Annotated in this window: 22 protein-coding genes; 10 read left to right on the forward strand and 12 right to left on the reverse strand. The window is 70.5% G+C overall.

What is annotated here, in order from left to right; all coding sequences use genetic code 11:
* Positions 1–82 precede the first annotated feature (82 nt).
* A complete protein-coding gene (locus tag AB0G10_RS32405; protein ID WP_360930976.1) occupies positions 83–460 on the reverse strand; it encodes a YccF domain-containing protein in 378 nt (125 codons plus the stop codon).
* A 98-nt stretch (positions 461–558) separates the two neighbouring features.
* Between AB0G10_RS32405 and AB0G10_RS32410 the strand changes: the two genes are divergently transcribed.
* Complete coding sequence (locus AB0G10_RS32410) at positions 559–1,416, forward strand: ion transporter (RefSeq protein ID WP_360930324.1); 858 nt, start codon at positions 559–561, stop codon at positions 1,414–1,416.
* Here the strand turns inward: AB0G10_RS32410 and AB0G10_RS32415 are convergent.
* The 3 genes from AB0G10_RS32415 to idi all read right to left on the reverse strand — a co-directional run bounded on the left by AB0G10_RS32415 (position 1,406) and on the right by idi (position 4,602).
* Complete coding sequence (locus AB0G10_RS32415; protein WP_360930327.1) at positions 1,406–2,776, reverse strand: glycoside hydrolase family 43 protein; 1,371 nt, start codon at positions 2,774–2,776, stop codon at positions 1,406–1,408. The genes AB0G10_RS32410 and AB0G10_RS32415 overlap by 11 nt on opposite strands.
* Positions 2,773–3,624 carry a family 43 glycosylhydrolase gene (locus AB0G10_RS32420; RefSeq protein ID WP_360930330.1) on the reverse strand — a complete coding sequence of 284 codons (852 nt, stop codon included), beginning with the start codon at positions 3,622–3,624 and terminating at the stop codon, positions 2,773–2,775. The genes AB0G10_RS32415 and AB0G10_RS32420 overlap by 4 nt, the downstream gene beginning before the upstream one ends.
* A gap of 405 nt (positions 3,625–4,029) precedes the next feature.
* Positions 4,030–4,602, reverse strand: coding sequence for an isopentenyl-diphosphate Delta-isomerase (idi, locus tag AB0G10_RS32425; RefSeq protein ID WP_360930333.1), 573 nt, complete (start codon positions 4,600–4,602; stop codon positions 4,030–4,032).
* A 413-nt stretch (positions 4,603–5,015) separates the two neighbouring features.
* On the opposite strand from idi, the gene AB0G10_RS32430 reads away from it, so the two are divergent.
* The 4 genes from AB0G10_RS32430 to AB0G10_RS32445 all read left to right on the forward strand — a co-directional run bounded on the left by AB0G10_RS32430 (position 5,016) and on the right by AB0G10_RS32445 (position 8,396).
* Positions 5,016–6,086, forward strand: coding sequence for a tryptophan dimethylallyltransferase family protein (locus tag AB0G10_RS32430; protein WP_360930336.1), 1,071 nt, complete (start codon positions 5,016–5,018; stop codon positions 6,084–6,086).
* Complete coding sequence (locus tag AB0G10_RS32435) at positions 6,076–7,449, forward strand: tryptophanase (RefSeq protein ID WP_360930339.1); 1,374 nt, start codon at positions 6,076–6,078, stop codon at positions 7,447–7,449. Before AB0G10_RS32430 ends, AB0G10_RS32435 begins: the two co-directional genes overlap by 11 nt.
* Before the next feature lie 130 nt (positions 7,450–7,579).
* Complete coding sequence (locus AB0G10_RS32440) at positions 7,580–7,939, forward strand: AraC family transcriptional regulator (protein ID WP_360930979.1); 360 nt, start codon at positions 7,580–7,582, stop codon at positions 7,937–7,939.
* Positions 7,940–7,988: 49 nt separating this feature from the next.
* Positions 7,989–8,396 carry a VOC family protein gene (locus tag AB0G10_RS32445; protein WP_360930342.1) on the forward strand — a complete coding sequence of 136 codons (408 nt, stop codon included), beginning with the start codon at positions 7,989–7,991 and terminating at the stop codon, positions 8,394–8,396.
* 28 nt (positions 8,397–8,424) lie between these two features.
* On the opposite strand, the gene AB0G10_RS32450 is transcribed toward AB0G10_RS32445, so the two are convergent.
* The 4 genes from AB0G10_RS32450 to AB0G10_RS32465 are packed head-to-tail and all read right to left on the reverse strand — an operon-like array spanning position 8,425 to position 12,119.
* Positions 8,425–8,982, reverse strand: coding sequence for an ATP/GTP-binding protein (locus AB0G10_RS32450; RefSeq protein WP_360930345.1), 558 nt, complete (start codon positions 8,980–8,982; stop codon positions 8,425–8,427).
* A gap of 5 nt (positions 8,983–8,987) precedes the next feature.
* Entirely contained in the window at positions 8,988–9,353 is a 366-nt protein-coding gene (locus AB0G10_RS32455) for a DUF742 domain-containing protein (RefSeq protein ID WP_360930348.1), read from the reverse strand.
* Positions 9,343–9,744 carry a roadblock/LC7 domain-containing protein gene (locus AB0G10_RS32460; RefSeq protein ID WP_360930351.1) on the reverse strand — a complete coding sequence of 134 codons (402 nt, stop codon included), beginning with the start codon at positions 9,742–9,744 and terminating at the stop codon, positions 9,343–9,345. Before AB0G10_RS32460 ends, AB0G10_RS32455 begins: the two co-directional genes overlap by 11 nt.
* Complete coding sequence (locus AB0G10_RS32465; protein ID WP_360930354.1) at positions 9,741–12,119, reverse strand: nitrate- and nitrite sensing domain-containing protein; 2,379 nt, start codon at positions 12,117–12,119, stop codon at positions 9,741–9,743. Before AB0G10_RS32465 ends, AB0G10_RS32460 begins: the two co-directional genes overlap by 4 nt.
* Before the next feature lie 211 nt (positions 12,120–12,330).
* Between AB0G10_RS32465 and AB0G10_RS32470 the strand changes: the two genes are divergently transcribed.
* Positions 12,331–12,960: a TetR family transcriptional regulator C-terminal domain-containing protein gene (locus AB0G10_RS32470; protein WP_360930357.1), complete on the forward strand. Its 630-nt coding sequence runs from the start codon at positions 12,331–12,333 to the stop codon at positions 12,958–12,960.
* Positions 12,961–12,979: 19 nt separating this feature from the next.
* Positions 12,980–13,285, forward strand: coding sequence for an STAS domain-containing protein (locus AB0G10_RS32475; RefSeq protein ID WP_360930359.1), 306 nt, complete (start codon positions 12,980–12,982; stop codon positions 13,283–13,285).
* A gap of 4 nt (positions 13,286–13,289) precedes the next feature.
* On the opposite strand, the gene AB0G10_RS32480 is transcribed toward AB0G10_RS32475, so the two are convergent.
* Positions 13,290–14,429: a sigma-70 family RNA polymerase sigma factor gene (locus AB0G10_RS32480; RefSeq protein WP_360930362.1), complete on the reverse strand. Its 1,140-nt coding sequence runs from the start codon at positions 14,427–14,429 to the stop codon at positions 13,290–13,292.
* Positions 14,430–14,586: 157 nt separating this feature from the next.
* Here AB0G10_RS32480 and AB0G10_RS32485 point away from each other — a divergent pair, with 157 nt between their 5' ends.
* Both AB0G10_RS32485 and AB0G10_RS32490 read left to right on the forward strand, forming a co-directional pair.
* Positions 14,587–15,144 carry a GAF domain-containing protein gene (locus AB0G10_RS32485; RefSeq protein WP_360930365.1) on the forward strand — a complete coding sequence of 186 codons (558 nt, stop codon included), beginning with the start codon at positions 14,587–14,589 and terminating at the stop codon, positions 15,142–15,144.
* Positions 15,145–15,160: 16 nt separating this feature from the next.
* Positions 15,161–15,874, forward strand: coding sequence for a GAF and ANTAR domain-containing protein (locus AB0G10_RS32490; protein ID WP_360930368.1), 714 nt, complete (start codon positions 15,161–15,163; stop codon positions 15,872–15,874).
* A gap of 2 nt (positions 15,875–15,876) precedes the next feature.
* Here AB0G10_RS32490 and AB0G10_RS32495 read toward each other — a convergent pair whose 3' ends face one another.
* The 3 genes from AB0G10_RS32495 to AB0G10_RS32505 are packed head-to-tail and all read right to left on the reverse strand — an operon-like array spanning position 15,877 to position 19,528.
* Positions 15,877–17,550 (reverse strand): DEAD/DEAH box helicase, encoded by a 1,674-nt coding sequence (locus AB0G10_RS32495; protein ID WP_360930370.1) that lies wholly within the window; start codon positions 17,548–17,550, stop codon positions 15,877–15,879.
* On the reverse strand, positions 17,547–18,515 hold the full coding sequence (locus AB0G10_RS32500; RefSeq protein WP_360930374.1) for a class I SAM-dependent methyltransferase: 969 nt from the start codon (positions 18,513–18,515) through the stop codon (positions 17,547–17,549). The genes AB0G10_RS32495 and AB0G10_RS32500 overlap by 4 nt, the downstream gene beginning before the upstream one ends.
* Positions 18,512–19,528 carry an iron-containing redox enzyme family protein gene (locus AB0G10_RS32505; protein ID WP_360930377.1) on the reverse strand — a complete coding sequence of 339 codons (1,017 nt, stop codon included), beginning with the start codon at positions 19,526–19,528 and terminating at the stop codon, positions 18,512–18,514. The genes AB0G10_RS32500 and AB0G10_RS32505 overlap by 4 nt, the downstream gene beginning before the upstream one ends.
* 75 nt (positions 19,529–19,603) lie before the next feature.
* Between AB0G10_RS32505 and AB0G10_RS32510 the strand changes: the two genes are divergently transcribed.
* Entirely contained in the window at positions 19,604–19,861 is a 258-nt protein-coding gene (locus tag AB0G10_RS32510) for a CDGSH iron-sulfur domain-containing protein (RefSeq protein ID WP_360930380.1), read from the forward strand.
* Positions 19,862–20,110 lie beyond the last annotated feature (249 nt).

A 20,110-nucleotide genomic window follows, 5' to 3' on the forward strand; every position in this document is an offset into this window, starting at 1 on the left:
GGCGCCGGGGCGCACACGCGATGGTCACTCGCTGTTCACCGTATGTGCACCCTCGGCGGCCGTCCTCATCCGAGCGGGATGATTACGGCACGGCGACGATGTCCCGGCCGAGCGGCCACAGCGCCGCCGGCACCAGCTTGAAGTTCGCGATGCCGAACGGGATGCCGATGATCGTGACGCACTGGGCGATGCCGGCCGCGATGTGCGCGAGGGCGATCCACCAGCCGAAGAGGATGAGCCAGAGGATGTTCGCGAGCCCCGAGGCGATGCCGGCGCCGGGGTCGTCGACGATCGTGCGGCCGAACGGCCACGCCGAGTAGATCGCGAGGCGCAGCGCCGCCACACCGAACGGGATCGTGATGATCAGAAGGAAGCTGATGGCGGCCGCGAGCAGGTAGGCCAGGGCGAGCGCCCAGCCGAAGAAGATGAACCAGAGCACGTTGAGGATCAAGCGGATCACCACTCCAGCGTGACGCATCCGCGCCACCCTTGGTCGTTTGATGCCCGCCTCATAAGGTGTGTCCGGATCACCGCGCCACCGAGGAGACCTCGCAGTCCATGTTCCGAAAGCTCGTCGCCTCCCGGTGTGCGTCCGTCGCCGCCGCCCCGTGGTTCAACGTCGCGTCGTTCGCGGTCATCATGATCAATGCGGTGACGCTGGGGCTGGAGACCTACCCCGCGGTGGTCGCGGCCGCGGGGCCGCTTCTGCATGCCATCGAGTACGTCTGCGTCGCGCTCTTCAGCCTCGAGCTGATCATTCGATTCGGGCGCCACGCCGAGCACCCGGCCGGCTTCTTCCGGGACGGCTGGAACCTGTTCGACCTCGCCGTGATCGTGGCGCCGCTGCTGCCCGGCGTCCGGGAGAACGTGACGCTGCTGCGGCTGCTGAGGCTGGCCCGGATCGTCCGGACGTTCCGGCTCTTCCCGAGCCTGCGGGTGATCCTGGTCGGCATCCGGCACAGCCTGCCCGGCCTCGGCAGCTTCCTGCTGGTGACGGCGCTTCTCCTGTACGGCTACGCGATCCTCGGCTGGATGATGTTCGGCGCGGCCTACCCGGAGCGGTACGGCACCGTGGGCCAGGCCATGCTCACGCTGTTCCTGCTGCTGTCGCTGGACGGGATCACCGACACGCTGCAGGCCGGCCGCGAGGTGACCGGCTGGGCCGTCCTCTACTACGTGTCGTACATGGTGGCGGCCTGCTACCTGCTCACGAACCTGCTGGTCGGGCTCGTGCTGACGGCGCTGCAGGAGGCGCACGAGGCGGAGCGGGCGTCCCGGGTGAAACCGGAGCCGATCAACCCGGATCAGGCGTCCGTCGAGCGGAACCTCGCCGAGCTGCGCTCCGCGCTGGAGGCGCTGGAACGGCAGCTCGGCGAGCGATCCGTGACGAAGGTCCCCGAGCAGGTCAGTAAGTGACGCGGAAGGTGGCGTCCTGCTTGAGGGTCGCCGCCGACGAGCTGGTCACCGGGTCGATCCGCAGCACGTAGCCGGAGTGCCGCAGGTAGCGGTCCGGATAGTTGTACGACCGGAACGACGTCCACGACGAGTCGGCCCAGCCGGCCACCCGGGTGAAGGTGGCGTCGGCCGCGAACGTGCTGGTCCCGTCGTTGGCGGCCAGCACCATCGCGTAGTTCGAATGCCGCAGGTAGCGGTCGGGGTAGTTGACCGACCGGAACGACACCCCGGAGGAGCTCGCGAGGCCCGGCACCAGGGTCCACATCTGATCCTGGTACGGGTCGAACGGGTACGCGTCGATCCGGCCGACGTTGCCGGCGTGCCGGATGTAGCGGTCCGGGAAGTTGTAGGACTTGATCCGATTCCAGGCGGGTGTTCCCCAGCGGCTGGTCAGCGCGGACATCTCGGCCGCCGTGATGGGCGTGATGCCGAGGTGCTTCGAGTTCAACGGCTGGGTGTACGCCCGGTCGTTCAGCAGCGTCCAGGCCCCGCCGGGGATGTTCCCCGACTGCCAGCAGAAGAACCGGCCGTTCGGGCTCCAGGTGTCGCCCCACATGTACCAGGTCTCGGCCGTGTTCGACTTGACGATCTGCGGCGCTTCCACACCCCGGCCGGGCGTGATGGCCCCGGTGTAGATCGAGAAGCTGCCCGGCGCGAAGCTGCTGGACCGCGTACCCAAGAGGGTGCTGTTGGTGTTGTTCTTGTAATACATGTAGTTCGTCGAGCCGACCGTGACGAAGTTGCCGTCGATGGCGTCGTAGCCGGGGTCGAAGAAGACCTGCCCGGTCGTGGCCGTCGCGAAGTCCGTCGTGTAGCTGACCATCAGCACGTTGTGGCCGCCCACCACCGACGAGTAGACGATGGCGTACTGATTGCGGGCCGGATCCCAGACCGCCTCGGGCGCCCACGCGTGGGTGGCCAGCGAGTGCACCTTGAGCAGGCGGTACCCGGTGAAGCTGCGCAGATCGGGTGAGTCCCAGACATGCAGATACTGACTCTGGTACGCCCAATCCGTCCCGTTCAGGTCCGTCGCCAGGACCACGAACCCGCCGTTCTGCTTGCGCAGGATGAACGGGTCCCGCAGGCCGCCGCTGCCCAGCGTCGGCGTCGCGACCGGCGCGTTCTGGTTCAGCGGGGTCCAGTTCAGGCCGTCCGCGCTGACCGCGAGGTGCACCCGGTAACTCGCGGCGCTCATGGTCGGCGACTCGGTGAAGTACGCCATGGCGTACCCGGCATAGGTCGCGGCCCGGGCCGCGCCCGGAAGCAGCAGCGCCCCCGCGGTCGCGCCACCCACCGCGGCGAGCAGATCCCGGCGCTTCACTTGACCGTCGCCGTTCCGTGCCGGCAGCCGGAGCAGCCGACCGCGCTCAGGCCCGTCCAGGTGTTCAGGTCGGAGCTGGTCGCGGTCCAGACGCCGCCGTTCGTGTACTTGTCGACGTAGATCCGCCAGCGGCCGTCGTCGAGCCGGACCAGCGACGGTCCCTCGTAGCCGGACGACCAGAGCGTGCCCCGGTTCACCCAGCCCTCGTAGAGGTTCGCCGTGGTGGTCCAGTGCTCGATGTACTTCGTCGTCTCGTTCTTGGTGAACGCGTGCCAGGTGCTGCCGGACTTCACCACGAAGGTGTCGATGTGGTTGGTGCCCAGGCCCCACATCTGCGACGGCCCGGACCAGCTGGTCAGCGACGAGTTCCGGGCGGTGTAGACGTACGGGCGGAAACACCAGGCGCACGCGGTGGACGCCACGCTCGTGATGATCCGGACGACGCCGTTCTCGACGTAGAACTCGGGCGCCCACGTGTAGTTCGCGTTCGCGATGCCGGCCGGGACGCTCGCCACGTTGGACCAGGACGTCAGGTTCGTGCTGGTCGCGATGTTGAAGTAGGTGGAGTTCGTGGTCCAGGACTGCACGGTGTACGCGATGTAGTAGCGCCCGTTGTACTTCAGGATGCTCGGGTCGCGCAGCACACCGGTCGGGCCGCGGAAGTTGGTGTCGGACAGGACGGAGTAGCTGGTGCCGCCGTTGGTGGACTGGTAGATCCAGAGTTCCTGGTCGGCGGCGCCGTCACCCTTGAACGTCGAATAGACCAGGGTGGTGGCGGCCGAGGCGGGCTGGGGGATGGCGAGCGCGCCCAGGACGAGGGCGAGCAGCGCGACGAGGAGTCTTCTCATGACGACCTCCGGGGGGAGCGTTAACAGCTCAGAGGCGGGCGGCGCCGACGGCTACGCCGGCGGCGTAGGCGGCGAGCGCCAGCACAGACATCAGGCGTACGAGTTTCCAGGGCATCGGGGAATCCCTTCGATCTCGTGTTTCGTTCATGTTAACGATCACATGATGACTGTCAATGTCTTGCCGTGCGGCGCCGTCGGGTTCGCGGGGGAAGGGGTGGCGCGCGGCGCGCTCGGGTCCGCTGGGACGCGCGCGGTGTGCTCGGCTGGGGCTGCGCTTGGTCGCAGGGTCCGCCGGCCGAGTCGGTGTGCGAGCCTGCCCGGCCGCGGCGTATTGCTGCCGCACGCCCGATTCGCAGCGATGGGCTGCAGCCGGCTTCCGGTCAGAAGGTGGCTGAGGCCGGCGGGTCAGAAGGTGGCTGAGGCCGGCGGCAGGTGGGCCGGGTCGCCGGTGGGCCAGGCTGCGGGATTCGCGCCGAGGGCGGTCAGCTCGGCGATCTGCAGGCGGCACCAGGGGGAGTAGGCGTCGTCGGTCCGGGCCGACGAGAGGAAGGACTCCCACGGCACCCAGCGGGTCGCCTCGACCTCGTCCGGGTTGGGGGCCGGGTCGGTGGCGGCGGTCGCGTAGAAGACCGGGCACATCTCGTTCTCCACGACGCCGTCGAGCTCGGCCCGGTAGCGGAACGACGGGAGGACCAGGCGGACCTCGCCGAGGGTGAGCCCGAGCTCGAAGCCGGCGCGCCGGCGGACCGCGTCGGTCATCGCCTCGCCCTGCGCCGGGTGGCCGCAGACGCTGTTCGTCCAGATGCCCGGCCAGGTCTTCTTCGTCAATGCCCTCTGCGAGACGAGAAAACGGCCGGCAGAATCGAAAATGTAACAGGAGAACGCCAGATGAAGGGGCGTCGAATCCGTGTGGACCGTCTGTTTGTCGGCAACGCCGATCGCGGTGCCGGATTCGTCGAGCAGAATGACATGTTCCACGGGTGTTACCTGTTCTTGCGGAGAAAATGAACGCTCGGCATAGGCAGATTAACCGGTGTTCTGGAGATCCGCTAGACACGCAGAGTAGTTGATTGACACTGTGGAGCGTGACCGGTTCCGTCCCGTTGCACCCCAAGGGACACGGTACCTCCGGGATAGCGTTGAAGATCATCTATCGAGTACGCTCCGTGCATCCTGAGAGCTTCTCACCTTGTTCGCGGCGAGGTGGGTTCCTCTCCGGTAAATGCGCGTTAACCACTGCGGACAGTCACATGAGTCCACTGTGATCTATGTCGCACTCGACTAAGCGCGTTGATCCAAATAACGATTGGTGGCAGAAAAACAGGGAAGGTCGGCCGTGAGGGGGTCGGACGACCGGGTGGCCGGCGGGCTGCCGGATAACAGGGGTCGCGATGCAAGACTTGTCTGTTTTTGATCACCTCGGCGGCCAGTTGCGCCGGCTCTGCGACGTCGTCGGAATGGATCCGTCGACGCCCGTGGAGCTTCTTTCCGAACTGCTCGGCGAACACGGCCGCCGCTCGATGCAGGAGCCTCCGGCCTGGCCCTCCGACGTCGCCGACGACCACACGCCGGTCGAGTTCTCCATCGCGTACAACGAGAGCGAGCCGCCGGCCCTGCGCATTCTCGCGGAGGCGTTCGGCAGCACCCCGGGAGTGCGCGCGAACGCGCTCGCCACGTACGAATTCCTGCGCCGCCAGTCGGAGCGCCACGGCCTCGCGACGAGCCGCCTCGAGGCGATCCGCGACCTGTTCGAGGCGGACGACCCGCAGGGCGACTTCGTGCTCTGGCTGTCCCTGGTGTTCCGCACCGGCCGGGCGCCCGAGTTCAAGGTCTACTTCAACCCGGAGCTGCGCGGACCCGCCGGTGCGGCGGACGTCGTCCGGCGGGCGCTCGATCGTCTCGGGCTCGGTCCCGCGTACGAAAGAATGCTGAGCCAAGCCATCCGCCCGGCGGAACTCGGCCGCCGGGATCGCCTGACCTTCTTCGCCCTCGATCTTCACGACGGGCCGCAGGCCCGGGTGAAGCTCTACATCTCGCACCACGACGCGCGCGCCGAGGACGTGGCCCGCGCCGCGGCGGTGGTGCCCGGCGTCGATCCCGAGCTGGTGGCGGCCTTCTGCGCGGAGGCCGGACGCGCCGAGCGGTTCAGCGGGCGCCCGCTCGTCGGCAGCTACACGATCACGCAGGGCGCGGACCGGCCCAACGGCTACAGCGTCTACGTGCCGATCCGCAGCTACGTGACCGACGACCGGGAGGCCCGCGAGCGCGTGCTGCCGCTGCTCGAGCGGTACCGGTTCGACCCGGCCCTGCTCGACGAGGCGATCGCCGCGGTCACGAGCCGGCCGCTGGACGGCGACGCCGGGCTCATCGCGCACGTCTCGCTGCGGCTCGGCCCGCCCCGGCCGGGCATGACGGTCTACCTGTCGTCCGAGGCCTACCGAGGAGCTTCCCTTGTCCACTGATCACATCCCGCTGCCGCCGCCCTACCGCATCAAGGTGGTCGAGCCGATCGCCTTCCTGTCGCCGTCGCAGCGGCGGGAGGCGATCGAGGCGGCCGGATACAACCCGTTCAACCTGCGCTCCGACCAGATCGCGGTGGACCTGCTCTCCGACTCCGGCACCGGCGCCACCTCCTCGGCGCAGGAGGCCGCGGCCGCGCAGGGCGACGAGTCCTACGCGGGCGCCCGGTCCTGGTTCCGCTTCCGCGAGGAGGCCGCCGACCTGACCGGGTATCCGCACCTGCTCCCGGTGCACCAGGGACGGGCCGGGGAGCGGGTGCTCTTCTCCAGCCTGCTGAAGCCCGGCCAGATCTGCGTCAGCAACACGCACTTCGACACGACGCACACCAACGTCCTGCTGGCCGGCGCGAAGCCGGTCGACCTGCCGATCCCGTTCGACCTGGACGACCCGGCGCCGTTCAAGGGCAACATCGATCTGGACGCGCTGGAGGAGTTGCTGGCCGGCCCCTCCGACGTCGGCCTGGTGCTCATGACGATCACCAACAACGGGCTCGGCGCGCAGCCGGTCTCGATGGCGAACCTGGAGGCCGTGCGGAACCTCTGCCAGCGCTACCGGGTGCCGTTCTTCCTGGACGCGGCCCGGTTCGCGGAGAACGCGTGGCTGGTCCAGCAGCGCGAGCCGGGATATCAGGGCTGGTCGCCGCGGCAGATCGCGACCCGTGCCTTCCAGCTGGCCGACGGCTGCCTGATCAGCCTGAAGAAGGACGGCCTCACCGGCATCGGCGGGCTGATCGGGCTGCGCGACGACGCGCTCTTCGCGCAGTGCGAGTTCAACCTGATCGCCACCGAGGGGTTCTCCACGTACGGCGGGCTCTCCGGCCGGGACCTGGAGCGCCTCGCGGTCGGCCTGCGCGAGGTCGTCGACCCGCTCTACCTGGCCGGCCGGGCCGCGCAGACCGCGCGCTTCGCCCAGATGATCCGGGACGCCGGCGTGTCGATCGTGGAGCCGGCCGGCATCCACGCGCTCTACCTGAACGCCGGGCGCCTGCTGCCGCACCTCACGCCCGCCGAGTTCCCGGGGCATTCGCTCGGCTGCCAGATGTACCTCGACGGCGGCATCCGCTCGGCGGAGCTGGGGTCGCTGTACCTCGGCACGCTGGACTCCGGATTCCAGCTGACCAGCCCGGCACCGTTCGAGCTGGTCCGGCTCGCGATCCCGCGCCGGGTCTACACGTCGGAGCATTTCGAGTACGTCGCCGCCGTGCTCGGGGCCATCGCGAAGGACCCGGAACGGATCCGGGGCTACCGGATCGTCTCGGCGCCACCCCTGCTGCGGCACTTCAAGGTGCGCCTCGCGCCGCTGTGATGACCCGCCGCCCCGCCCGCCGCCCCCCTTTCGCTGAAGTGGGCGGGCGGGGCGGCGTTATCGTGAGCCGGTGAGTCGTCCCGCCGCCGTGTCCGTCCCCGTATCCGCGTCCGAGGACAGCAACCGCCGGATGCTGCGGGCCCGGGACGCCATGGACCGGGCCTACGCGTCGCCGCTGGACGTCCCGGCGCTGGCCCGGATCGCGCACGTGTCACCGGCGCACTTCAGCCGGGTCTTCCGGGCGACGTTCGGCGAGACGCCGCATCGGTACCTGCAGCGGCGCCGGGTGGAGCGGGCGATGTTCCTGTTGAGATCGTCGGCGACGCCTATCACCGACATCTCGTACAAAATAGGATTTGAGAGTCCTGGGACCTTCAGCCGGACTTTTCGCGAAATAGTCGGCAAGTCACCTCGGGACTACCGCCGCTCGTCGCCACCGCTCGCCGACGCCCCCAACTGTTTCGCGATGGCCTGGACCCGGCCCGGATGAGCAGTTTCGGATAAGTTTTCCGGCCACCCCGGCGAGTAGCGTGACCAGCATGTTCAACGCGATCACCCACTCCCAGATCTACGTTCTCGACCAGGACGAGGCGCTCGGCTTCTACGTCGGCACGCTCGGCTTCGAGGTGCACACCGACGCCGACCTCGGCTTCATGCGCTGGCTCACCGTCAACGTCCCGGGTCACCCCGACCGGCAGATCCTGTTGTCGCTGCCGGGCGGCCCCATGATGTCGGCCGAGACCGCCGGCCAGGTCCGCGACCTGCTCACCAAGGGCGCCCTCGGCGGCACCCACATCCTCGCGACCGACGACTGCCGCAAGACCTACGAGACGCTGCTGGCCCGTGGCGTCGAGTTCACCGAGGAGCCGACCGAGCGCCCGTACGGCATCGACTGCGGCTTCCGGGACCCGTTCGGCAACCACCTCCGGATGACCCAGCCGCTCTGAGCGTCCCGCCCCGGGCCGGCACGGCGGCTCAGGCGGCCTGTGGCAGGCGTCCCATGGCGTGCCGGACCAGGGCGATCAGCGCCAGCTTCGACGACGCGCGGTCGCGGGCGTCGAGCCAGACCAGCGGCACCTCGGGGGTGAGCTCCAGGGCCGAGCGGATCTCGTCCTCGGTGTACTCGCACTCGCCGAAGAACCGGTTCACCGCCGCCACGAACGGGATGCCGCGCCGTTCGAAGTAGTCGATGGCGGGGAAGCTCGTGTCGAGGCGGCGGGTGTCGACCAGGACGATCGCGCCGAGGGCGCCCTGCGCGAGCTCGTCCCACATGAACCAGAACCGGTCCTGGCCGGGCGTGCCGAACAGGTACAGCACCACGTCCGGGCTGATCGTGATCCGCCCGAAGTCCAGCGCCACCGTGGTGTGCGTCTTCGACTCCACACCCGTGACGTCGTCGATCCCGATGCTCGCTGACGTCAGGAGCTCCTCGGTGGTCAGCGGGGATATCTCGCTGACCGAGCTGACCAAGGTCGTCTTGCCGGTGCCGAAGCCGCCGGCGATGACGATCTTGACCGATGTGCGATTCACCATTACTCCTAGAGCCGTTCGAGACCGGCGAGGACTGCGTTGAGCAGCCGCATGTCGACGACCTTGTGCTGTGCCGGGGCGCCGCTGTCCAGGTAGCCCTGTTCGAGCAGCACGTCGACCATCACCTTCACGATGGTCAGCGGGATGTGCAGGTACGCACCGATCTCCGCGATCGAGATCCAGTTGCCGCAGCGGCCGAGGATCTGGAGGTACTCCGGCTCCAGCCGGCTCGCGTCGACCGGGACCGCGATCACCTGGGTGGCCAGGTCCAGGTTGCTGTCGCGGGGGCTGGTCCGCCCGTTGACGAGGACGTACAACGGGACGAACCGGCCTGCCGCGGTCTCGTCGTCGCCGTCCCAGGCCTCACCCGTCATTACTGCGGGCGGGCGCGCTCAGGTAGTCGCCGATGCGGGTCACGAGCCGGCTCACCTCGTAGGCGACCATGCCCATGTCGACGTCCTGCTCGCAGAGGACCGCGAGGCGGGCGTTCTGCCCGGCCGCCGCGATGAACAGCGTGTGCTCCTGGAACTCGATGACGACCTGCTGGACGCCACCGCTCTTGAAGTGCCGGCCCGTCCCGGCGGCGACGCTGTACATCGAGGACGCGCCGGCCGCGAGGATCTCGGCGAGGTCCTGCTGCATCTGCGTGGACTTCTGCACGATCAGGCCGTCGGTGGAGAGCACGACCACGGAGACGACCTGCGGAACCTCGACGAGGTCGTCCAACATCCAGGGGAGATCGATGGAAGATGTCGGGTGGGTCATTCGTTCCTGCCTTGCTCACTGGGGGTTTCGGTGTCGGTAGCGGGGGTTGCGTTCTGTCCCTCGGCCCAGCCGCGCTGATACCGCGCGAACCGGCTGCGCACCTCCTCCGGCGACCGCGGCGCGGGCGCCGGCTCCGGAGCCGCCGGTTCCCCGGGAGGGGTCTGGAGAAGACCGGGCGCGAGGTGCTGCTGGGGACGGCGGTGCGGCAGCGGCGGCTTGCCGCCTGGTTGCGCCGCTTGAGGGGTACGGGTGACCGGCTTCGGCTTCTCGGCCGCCACCTCGACCTTGACCGGCTTCTCGAGGACCGCGATCGGGCCGTCCTCGCGGGCCGGAAGGCCCTCCTCCCGGGCCGGCGGCACGGCGGGCGTGGGCGCCGGCGGGATCACCGAGCCGGTGTCCTCGTCGGGCTCACTGTTGCTGATCAGCAGTCGCTCGGGCAGCAGCACGATCGCCAGTAGACCACCGTATGCCGATCGGCGCAGGCTGACCTGGAGGCCCTCGCGCTTGGCGAGCTCGGCCACCACGTAGAGACCGACCTGCGAGCCGTCCTTCAGCTCGGTCACCTCGGGCGTCGGCGCGGTCGCGAGCAGCGTGTTCGCCCGGTCGATCGCCTCCTGGCTCATGCCGACGCCGGCGTCCTCGATCTCCACGGCCACGCCGTGCTGGGCCCGGCTCGAGGTGACCCAGACGGTGGTGCCCGGCGGGGAGAAGGCGAGCGCGTTGTCGAGCAGCTCGGCCATCAGGTGGATGACCTCGGCGACCGCGTACCCGACCAGCGCCACGTCGGTGGCGCCGCGCAGGTTGATCCGCTGGTAGTCGCGCGCCTCGGCGAACGACGCGAGCAGCACCCGGCGCAGCGGCACCGGCTTGGAGAACCGCCGGCCGATCTGCCCACCGGCGAGGATGACCAGGTTCTCCAGGAATCGCCGGGTCTGGTTGAGCTGGTGGTGGATGTCGAAGAGGTGGGTCAGCAGCTTCTCGTCGCCGATCTGCCCCTGCAGGTCCTCGATCACCTTGAGGCCGCGCTGCAGCGGTCGCTGCGGGCGCCGGGCCACGCCCATCAGCATCGCGGTGCCGGCGGCGCGGGCCTTCGCCTCGTCGACGGCGGCCTCCGCCGCGACGGTGAGCGAGCGGTGGATCACGTCGGCGACCTGGCCGATCTCGTCGGCGCCGTAGTCCTTCGCGGCGAACTCGGTCTCCAGGTCCACGGCCTCGCGCTTGCGCAGCCGGTCCATGACGGCCGGCAGCCGGGTGTCGACGAGCGCGCCGGCGTCCTCGCCGAGGCGGGACAGCCGGGTCGACAGCGCGCGGTCGACGAGCACGGCCGACGAGCGCAGCGCCCAGAAGATGACGCCGATCGCGACGGCGAGCGCCACGAGCGAGCCGACGAGCGCGGTGAGCAGCTGGTTGTTGCCGGTGCGCAGGGTGCGCGCGGAGACCTGGTCGGCCTCGTCGATGGTGAGGTCGACGAGGCTCTGCGAGACCGTCCCGGTCACCATGGCCCAGCGGTCGCGGTTCATCGTGACCGCCGCCGGCACGCCCTTCTTCCACGGTCCGGCCGCGATGATCGAGTTCTCCGCGGCCGTCAGGTTCTCCCAGGCGCTGCTCGACTCCATGGTCTGCAGCCGCTCGCGGACGGTCGGCTCCAGGTGGTCGCGGATCTCGTCGAGTTCGGCCCGGTACGCGCCGACCAGCCGGACGAACTCCAGGTAGTCGGTGCGGCCGAGGGCCTTCGCGGCGTACGCGCCGTCCATCGTGGAGGCGGCCCGGGACATCATGTCACTGGCGCTGAACAGCTCGACCGAGGTGACACCGCCGAGGGCCGCCGTCGCGTCCGGCGTGATCCGGGCCTGGATGTCGAACATCGCGGTCGCGGCGTCGAGCAGCTCGTTGTAGAAGTCGTACGCGCGGCTCGACGTGGTGGAGCGGGCGTCGATGGCGCTGCGCTGGGTCGGTATCTGGTCGAGGTACCCGACCAGCGTCGACCACTGGTTCTTGATCGAGTCCGGTGCGGCGCTGAGCGCGCCGTCGGCGACCTCGCGCAGTTCCTCGAGCTGCTGGTCGGTCCGGTTCCGTTGCTCGAGCAGGGCGTTCAGGTTCGTCGACGGCCGGGCCAGGTAGGCGACGCTGAGCCGGCGCTCCTGCTGGATGTAGGAGAGCGCGGAGACGGCCGGGATCGACACCTCGCGCACCGAGATGGCGACCGCGCGGTTGTAGAAGCCCTGGAAAATGAGGTACCCGGAGGCGCCGAACCAGATGAGCAACGCCACCACACTGGGCACGAGCACCAGGCGTACGACGCGTCGTTTGATCGACTGCTGACGTCGCGTGCGCCCCGGGGTTGCGGTCGACTGGTCGGCCGGTGATGGCGCCACGTTCATCCAATCTGGGCAGCAGAAAGCACCGACCGGGAGGCGGCTTTCTCCACCTCACCGACGTGCGAGGACACGGTAGCGTCGTGACTTGATCTTCGCCAGCGAAGGATCCTCCACTTTCGCCCGATTGGCCGGTCATCGTCCCAGGTCAGTGCGATCGGGTCGACACGTAAATTCCTCATGTACGTCCATCGTGATCCAGAATGGAGCGGTGCCGAAGATTGTCGACCACGACGCGCGCCGTACCGAGATCGTCGACGCGTACCTCGCGGTCGTGGCGCGGGAGGGCATGCCGGCCGCCACGAGCCGGGCCATCGCCGCGGAGCTCGGCCTCGCCGCCGGCGCGCTCTGGCACTACTTCGACGGCTTCGACGAGGTGGCCGCCTCGGCCTACCAGCGGATCTCGGAGCGCACCAACGCCCGGCTCGCCGCGTTCGCCGAGGGCCTGCGCGGGCTCGCCGCCGTGCGGGCCATGCTGCGCGAGATCTGCCCGCTGGAGAAGGAGACGGTCGACGAGGCGCACGTCGTGGTCGGCTTCTGGGGCCGGCTCGCCGGCAACGAGCGGATCCCGTCCGGCAACGACGTGGGGGAGCAGTGGCGGGCGCTGGTCCGCACCCACCTGGCCGAGGCCGTGACGGACGGCGAGCTGATCGCCGGCACGCCGATCGACGACGTGGCCGACGCGCTCTTCGCCGTCGGGATGGGACAGCAGGCGCTCGCCGTCCTGCGGTCGCCGCTCGCCGCTCCGGCCCGGCAGCTCGCATCGATAGAGCACTGCCTGCGACCATGGGTCGTGGTTTCACCCACCAACCCGATGGGTACGCTCCCAAAGCTTCACTGACCAACGGAGGACTGTGTCGATGGACTGGACGATCGCCCGCGAGAACGACACCATCGTGCTGTCGCCCGAGGGGGACCTGGACGTGGCGAACGCCGCGGTGCTCCGCCAGGTGCTGCAGCAGGTCGTCGAACAGCGGGAATGCACCCGGCTGGACGTCGACATGAGCGCCGTGACCTTCCTCGACTCGTCGGCCCTCGGCGTGCTCGTGGCGGCCCGCCGCGCGGCCTCGGCCAACGGCATCACGCTGCGGGTGCGCGAGCCGGGGCCGATGGTCCGCATGGTCCTCGAGGTGACCAACCTGTACGACTCGCTGGTCACCGGCTGACGACTCAGCCCTCCAGCATCGCCTGCAGCCCTGCGATCCTGGCCACCCGCCGGACGTAGGGCTGCAGTCCGGTGGCGGTGACCGTCACCCCGCGTACCCTCGCCGCCTCGTGCACCGCGATCAGCACGCCGATCCCGGCCGCGTCGAGCAGCGGCACGCCGCCGAGGTCGAGGACCATCCGCGTGCCCGGCGCCGCCTGACGCACCACGGCCAGCACCGGCTCGCGCAGCCGGCCCGCGTTGTCCCGGTCCACCTCGCCGTGGACGTGCAGGCGCACCGGCCGGCCGTCGCCCGGCTCCACGGTGACCCGGACCCGGCCGTCGTCCTCCGGCTCCGGGCTGCCCGGCCACGGCGGGACGGTGTCGCTCAGCAGGGCCGCCCGCAGCCAGCCGAGGGTGCGGCTGAGCAGCCGGGAGACGTGCATCTGGGAGAGGCCGAGCGCCGCCGCGATCTCGGTCTGGGTGTGCTCGCCCTGGAAGCGCATGGCGAGGATCCGCCGCTCCCGGGCCGGCAGCCGGCCGAGCAGGCCGGCGACGGTCACCTCGTCGGCGATCCGGTCGACCGCGGCGTCGAGATCGCCGAACAGGTCGAGGAGCTCGGCGCCGTCCGAGCCGATCGGCTGATGCAGCGAGACCCCGCGGTACCCGGCCCCGGACAGCCGGGCGGCCGCCAGGTCGGAGCGGTCGACGCCGCACCGGCCGGCGACCTCCTCCTCGGTGGGCCGGCGGCGCAGCTCGGCGGCGAGCTCCTGGTCGGCCTGGTGCACCGTGAGGGCCAGCTCCTGCAGGCGACGCGGCACGTGCACGGTCCAGGTGTGGTCCCGGAAGTGCCGCTTGATCTCGCCGGTGACGCAGATGACGGCGTACGCCGTGAACGAGCCGCGCGCCGGGTCGTACCGCTCGACCGCCTTGACCAGGCCGAGCCGGGCGGCCTGGCGGACGTCCTCGGAGGGCTCCCGGCCCACCCGGTACCGGCGGGCCAGGCGGTCCGCCATCGGCAGCGCGGTACGGATCATCTCGTCGCGCAGACGTCGTGCCGCGCTCTCCGAGCAGTGGGTGCGGGCCGAATAGAAGCGCTCGGCGGCCCGGTCCAGATCCTCCAGCGGCAGGCCGGCACGGGTGGCCGGCTCGGTGTTCGCGGACATGCGTCGTTCCTCTCGAAACGTCGGCCGCGGACACAGGGCGGAGATGATCGGGTATCCGAAGCTTTCCCCTCCGTGCCGGCCGCAAACATTCCGTTTCGACAGGGGCCGCGTGGGAAGCCTGGCGCTGACGCCGAACCCCCTGTCGTGAGGAGGTCCCATGCCCCTGGACCAGCACGCGCTCACCGAAAGCCTGCACGCTCTGTCGGCCTCCGCCGCGACGTCCGAGGGCATCGGCGCCCCGGACCTGGTGGATCGCCTCGGCCAGGTCCTGACCGCCGCCCGGGACCTCATCCACGTGGACGGCACCGGGCTGATGCTGCTCGACACCGAGGACGAGCTGCGGATCGCGGGCACCTCCGATCCGGCCGCCACCGCCCTGGAACAGGCCCAGCTGGTGGCCGGGACCGGCCCGGGTGTCGACTGCGTCCGCGAGGACCGGACCGTCGCGGTCGATGATCTTGCGGACTCCGCGGACTACGCCGCGGTGTGGGAGTCGCTGGCGGCCGATCCGGGTAATCCGGTTCGCGCGGTGCTCTCGGTCCCGGTGCGGGTCGGGGGCGTCGCGGTCGGGACCCTCAACGCGATGCTCTCCCGGGCCGAGCCCTGGAGCACCGAACGGATCCGGGCGGCCGAGGCCTACGCCGGGATCATCGCGGTGCTGCTGCGCCTCGGCGCCGCGCAGCGCACCTCCACGAGCCGGCTGCGGCTGGACTGACTGAAAGGGGCACCACATGTCCACCCTGGACCCGGCAGTCCTCGCGGCCAGCCTGCGCCGGCTCGGCGACCTGGAGGAGCACGACATCGCCACGGCGGTCGGCGAGGTGATCCACGCCGCCGTCGACCTGTTCCAGGTGGACGGCAGCGGGCTCATGATCGTCGACGCGCAGCACGACCTGCGGTACGTCGCCTCCAGCAACCGGCAGAGCGAGGTGATGGAACGGGTCCAGAGCACCGCCGGGGAGGGCCCGTGCGTCGCCGCGTTCGTCACCGACGGCGTGGTGCACACCGACGACCTCAACACCGACGAGCGGTGGCCGCTGATCCGGGAGCCGTTCCTGCGCAACGGCGTCGTGTCGGTCCTGGGCGCCCCGGTCCGGCTCGGCGGCGCGCCGGTCGGCACCCTCGACGTCTTCCGGAACCGGCCGTACGCCTGGAGCGAGGCGGAGGCGGCTGCCCTCGAGCGCTACACCGACATCCTCGAGTCGATGCTCGCCACCGCCCTCGCCGCGCACCAGGCCGGTGAGCTGGCCGGCCAGCTCCAGTACGCCCTCGACTACCGCGTCGTCATCGAACGTGCCGTCGGCTATCTCATGGCGCAGCGCTCGACCGGCCCGGACGAGGCGTTCTCCCTGCTCCGCAGCACGGCCCGCAACCAGCGCCGCAAGGTCGCCGACGTGGCCGCGCACCTCCTCGAGCACGGCACCCTGCCGAAGCCGCCCGCCTAAGGTCAGGGCCGCCGGCTGTTGTCCTTGTCGCGGTCCCGGCGGGCCAGCACCTTCCGCCCGCGGATCGACGCCTGCCGGAGCGCGGTTATCACCTCGTCGGCGGCGTCGGACGGCACCTCGACCAGCGAGAACCGGTCCGCGATCTCGATGGCCCCGATGTCCCGCCCGCTCAGCCGGGTCTCCCCGGTGATCGCGCCGACCAGGTCCTGCGGCCGGATCCGGTTGCTGCGCCCCGAGTTGATGAACACCCGGGTCGTGTTGAGGCCCTTGCGGCCGGGCGGGCGGCCGGCCACGTCCCGGCGCTCCCGGTCGGGCCGCAGCGTGAACTCCGGGATGTCCTGCTCGTCGTCGAGGTCGCCGCCGTTCATCTCGTGGGCCAGCTTCACCGCGGCGAGCGCCACCTCCATGACGTCGAACTCGTCGGTGAGCGTCTCCACCACGACGCGGAAGCGCTCCAGGTCGTCGGTGAGCAGGCTCTCCTGCAGCGCGGCCCGGGTCAGCTCCAGCTTGCGGGCGCGCAGGTCGGCCACGGTCGGCACCTTCTGCAGGGCGACCCGCTGCCCGGTGGTCCGCTCGATCGCCTTGAGCATCCGGTGCTCGCGCGGCTCGGCCAGGGTGATCGCGGTGCCCTCCCGGCCGGCCCGGCCGACCCGGCCGATGCGGTGCACGTAGGTCTCCGGCGCGGCCGGCAGGTTGTAGTTGACGACGTGGCTGAGCCGGTCGATGTCGAGGCCGCGGGCCGCCACGTCGGTGGCGACCAGCAGGTCGGCCCGGCCGTCGCGGAGCCGGTTCACCACCCGGTCGCGGTGTTCCTGGCTCATCCCGCCGTGCAGCGCCTCGGCCCGCTGGCCGCGCCCGTTCAGCGTCTCGGTGAGCTGGTCGACCTCTTCCCGGGTGCGGCAGAAGACGATCGCCGCGGTGGGCGCCTCGACGTCGAGCACCCGGCCGAGGGCGGCCGGTTTGTGGGCACGCGCCACCACGTAGGCGCTCTGCCGGACCAGCGGGGCCTCGCCCGGCTCCGGCTCGGCGCGGCCCATCTGGATGCGCACCGGCTCGCGCAGGTGCCGCCGCGCGATCGCGTCGATGCGGCCCGGCATGGTCGCCGAGAAGAGCACCGTCTGCCGATCGTCCGGCGTCTCCTCGAGGATCGCCTCGATGTCCTCGGCGAACCCCATGTCGAGCATCTCGTCGGCCTCGTCGAGCACCACCGTGCGGACGGTGCTCAGGTCGAGGGTGCCGCGGGAGATGTGATCGAGGGCACGGCCCGGTGTGGCGACCACCACGTCGACGCCGCGTTCCAGGGCCTGCAGCTGGCGGCCGATCGGCTGCCCGCCGTAGATCGGGACGACCCGGGAGCCGAGGTCCCGCGCGTACCGGTGGAAGGCCTGGGAGACCTGCATGGCGAGCTCGCGGGTGGGCACCAGGATGAGCGCCGACGGACCCTTCCCGGCCGTCTCCCTCTCGGCCGCCGCCCCGGCCAGCCGCTGGAGCACCGGGAGGGCGAACGCGGCGGTCTTGCCGGTGCCGGTGGCCGCCTGTCCGAGCAGGTCACGGCCCTCCAGCAGGGGCGGGATCGACTCGGCCTGGATCGGCGTGGGCTCCTCGTACCCGAGGTCGGTGAGTGCTCGCAGCAGTTCGGGGCGCAACGCGAGGTCGGCGAACCCGGACACGGTCATGCAGAATCTCCTGTGATGCCGGCGTGCGGTTGTTGCTCCAGTATTACGGCCCGGGCTGAGGCCCGTGCGGTCAGGAGCACGACGGCGATCCGCTCGGCGTGCGCGTACGCGGGCCCGTCCAGCTCCTCACCGTAGACGTCCGGGTCCAGCTCACGGTATTCGACGGCGAGCCCGGTGCCGGCCAGGCGCTCCGCGGCGGCCTCCTGGAACGGGTCCCGGCCGTCGACGATCCCGGTGCCGGTGAAGAGGACGAGCTCGCCGCCGGGCGCCAGCCGCTCCACCGCCTCGTCGATGATCCGCAGCGACAGCTCGTAGCCGTGCTCGCCGCCGTCCCGGTAGGCCCGCCCGGCCGGGTCGATCATGAACGGCGGGTTGGTGAGGATCAGGTCGAACTCGCCGTCCACGCCGCTGAGCAGGTCGCTGCGCACCGGGTGGACGTTGCCGGTCCCGGCCAGCGCGGCGTTCACGGTCGCGTAGCGGAGCGCCCGCTCGTTGATGTCGACGGCGAACACCTCGGCGTCCGGCGCCCGCTTCGCCACCGCGATCGCCCCGGCCCCGGTGCCGCAGCCGATGTCGACGGCCCGCCGGATCGTCCGCTTCTCGGCGGCCGCCGCCGCGGCGCCGGCCATCCGGTAGGTGTCCGGCCCGAAGAAGACCGAGTCCTCGGCGTCGGTCGGGAACGCCGAGTGCACGAACAGCTCGCCGTCGTAGGTGGAGAACCGGACGCGGCTGCGCCACACGTCGCCGTCCCGGTCCAGCACGTCCGCGGCGTCCATCAGCTCGATGATCCGGGGCGGCAGCACGCCGGGCCCGAACGGGCGGCTCCACCCGAAGACGCCGCGCAGGTCACGGGCGCGGGCGTTCTCCGGCCTGCGGTTGACGCGCTCATGCGTCGCCGGGGTCACCGTCGTGAACCGGTAGCCGGCCGCGTGGAGCTCCTTGGCCAGCTGCGACAGGGCGCTCATGCGGCCATCGCCGGGCTGGTGCGGGTTCCGGCGGGTGCGAGCTTTTTCCTCGTACGCAATGAGGTGTCGCTCTTGTCCCAGGCATCGAGAATGTCGCGAGCCCAGACGGCGTCGAGGGCGAGGGCACAACGGGCGCCGAACAGCACATCGCCGGCCAGCTCCGGTTCGGCCCGGGCGAACGCGCCGGCCATGTCGTGCGCGGCGATCTGCTCGTGCACGGCGTCGGCCTCCACGTGCTCGTCGTAGAACGCCGTCGCCACCGGATCGCCGCCGAGCCGCCGCAACCCGTTCCCGTAGGCACGGTTCGGCTGCGTCGACGTCATCTCGTAGGCCGCCAGATGCCCGATGATCATCCCGCGGTTCCGCCGGTGCAGCCCGAACAGCGACATCAGGTTGTTGTTCGCGAGCGTCCGCGTGCTCGCCACGTCGACGTGCGCGCCGTACGCGGTGTCCAGCCCGAACCAGCGCATCGTCTGCTTGAACAGCTCCTGGTGCATCTTCGGGGTGCGCCCATTGCCGTACTCGTCGAGCTGGATCTCGATGAGCGCCGCCTTCGCGTCACCGCCCAGCCGGGGAATCGCCCAGGTGTGCGGGTCGGCCTCCTTCAAGTGGTAGACCGAGCGCTGCATCACGAACTCGCGGAACTGCTCGTAGGTGGCCCGCCCGCGCAGATACCCGGAGAGCGACGGCCCGTCGTCGGCGTCCGCCAGCTCCCGCAGCCGCGCCGGCACCGTGGCCGGATCCACCGGCTCCGGCGCGCCCACCAGCTCGTGCAGCTGCGCCGTGAACCGCGCCTCGGCGAGGGCCCGCAAACGCAGCACCTCCGGATCCCACTCGAACGCGTCGTCGACGCCATCCCATCCGCGGTAGGCCAGCTCATAGCAGACGAACAGCGTCATGTGCAGGTCGTCGTCGTTCCCCAGATCCGGTTGTGCCGGAATCGTGGTGCTCTGTCCGGTGAGGTAGCCGATCAACGCGGCCGACACCGGACCGCGGGCGGACGGAAGTCTCATGGCCGTCAGCCTTCCCCGGCTGGACCGGCCCAAACGATCGGTTTCGGCCTGATGTCAGAGGGAACTCCAGCGGCCGTGACCGCCTCCATCGTCCCCTACGAAGACGGGCCGCTGATCGTGCGCGGCGACTTCGAGCTGCTCACGCCCGACGGGCGCCCGATCGATCCCGGTCGGGGGACGGTCGCCCTGTGCCGCTGCGGCCGTTCCGCCATCAAGCCCTTCTGCGACGGGACGCACAAGGCGGCCCGGTTCAAGGCCGGTTCGGACCGGGAGGGGCCGGCGCCGCGGAGTGGGCCGGTTTCTGGTGAGCGGGAGCCGGAGGCCGCGACCTAGTCTCCTAGGACGCCTTTTTCGCCAGTTGCCGAAGACGTCAGCACTCCTCGATCTTGTGAAGTTCTGCGAGAGCGGTCCAGTGGAACTCAACAAGATCGAGGGTTCGGCGAGGCCGGGGCGCGCGGCGGTATAGCTCTTTCGGGCCCGGCTCCGACGCGTGCCACCGCTGCGACCGCAAGCGCGCGGCCTGGCCTCCGAGGACGTCGTCACTCCTCGATCTTGTGAAGTTCTGCGGGAACGGTGCAGCAG

This window comes from Actinoplanes sp. NPDC023714, assembly GCF_040639855.1.
Classification (GTDB): domain Bacteria; phylum Actinomycetota; class Actinomycetes; order Mycobacteriales; family Micromonosporaceae; genus Actinoplanes.

Bases quoted from the DNA above. Each gene is read 5' to 3' on its own strand.
- AB0G10_RS32450 (WP_360930345.1), bottom strand. From the start codon at position 8,982: ATGGTGAATCGCACATCGGTCAAGATCGTCATCGCCGGCGGCTTCGGC.
- AB0G10_RS32475 (WP_360930359.1), top strand. From the start codon at position 12,980: ATGGACTGGACGATCGCCCGCGAGAACGACACCATCGTGCTGTCGCCC.
- AB0G10_RS32445 (WP_360930342.1), top strand. From the start codon at position 7,989: ATGTTCAACGCGATCACCCACTCCCAGATCTACGTTCTCGACCAGGAC.
- AB0G10_RS32460 (WP_360930351.1), bottom strand. From the start codon at position 9,744: ATGACCCACCCGACATCTTCCATCGATCTCCCCTGGATGTTGGACGAC.
- AB0G10_RS32485 (WP_360930365.1), top strand. From the start codon at position 14,587: ATGCCCCTGGACCAGCACGCGCTCACCGAAAGCCTGCACGCTCTGTCG.
- AB0G10_RS32480 (WP_360930362.1), bottom strand. From the start codon at position 14,429: ATGTCCGCGAACACCGAGCCGGCCACCCGTGCCGGCCTGCCGCTGGAG.
- AB0G10_RS32440 (WP_360930979.1), top strand. From the start codon at position 7,580: ATGCTGCGGGCCCGGGACGCCATGGACCGGGCCTACGCGTCGCCGCTG.
- AB0G10_RS32410 (WP_360930324.1), top strand. From the start codon at position 559: ATGTTCCGAAAGCTCGTCGCCTCCCGGTGTGCGTCCGTCGCCGCCGCC.
- AB0G10_RS32505 (WP_360930377.1), bottom strand. From the start codon at position 19,528: ATGAGACTTCCGTCCGCCCGCGGTCCGGTGTCGGCCGCGTTGATCGGC.
- AB0G10_RS32490 (WP_360930368.1), top strand. From the start codon at position 15,161: ATGTCCACCCTGGACCCGGCAGTCCTCGCGGCCAGCCTGCGCCGGCTC.
- AB0G10_RS32430 (WP_360930336.1), top strand. From the start codon at position 5,016: ATGCAAGACTTGTCTGTTTTTGATCACCTCGGCGGCCAGTTGCGCCGG.
- AB0G10_RS32455 (WP_360930348.1), bottom strand. From the start codon at position 9,353: ATGACGGGTGAGGCCTGGGACGGCGACGACGAGACCGCGGCAGGCCGG.
- AB0G10_RS32495 (WP_360930370.1), bottom strand. From the start codon at position 17,550: ATGACCGTGTCCGGGTTCGCCGACCTCGCGTTGCGCCCCGAACTGCTG.
- AB0G10_RS32500 (WP_360930374.1), bottom strand. From the start codon at position 18,515: ATGAGCGCCCTGTCGCAGCTGGCCAAGGAGCTCCACGCGGCCGGCTAC.
- AB0G10_RS32420 (WP_360930330.1), bottom strand. From the start codon at position 3,624: ATGAGAAGACTCCTCGTCGCGCTGCTCGCCCTCGTCCTGGGCGCGCTC.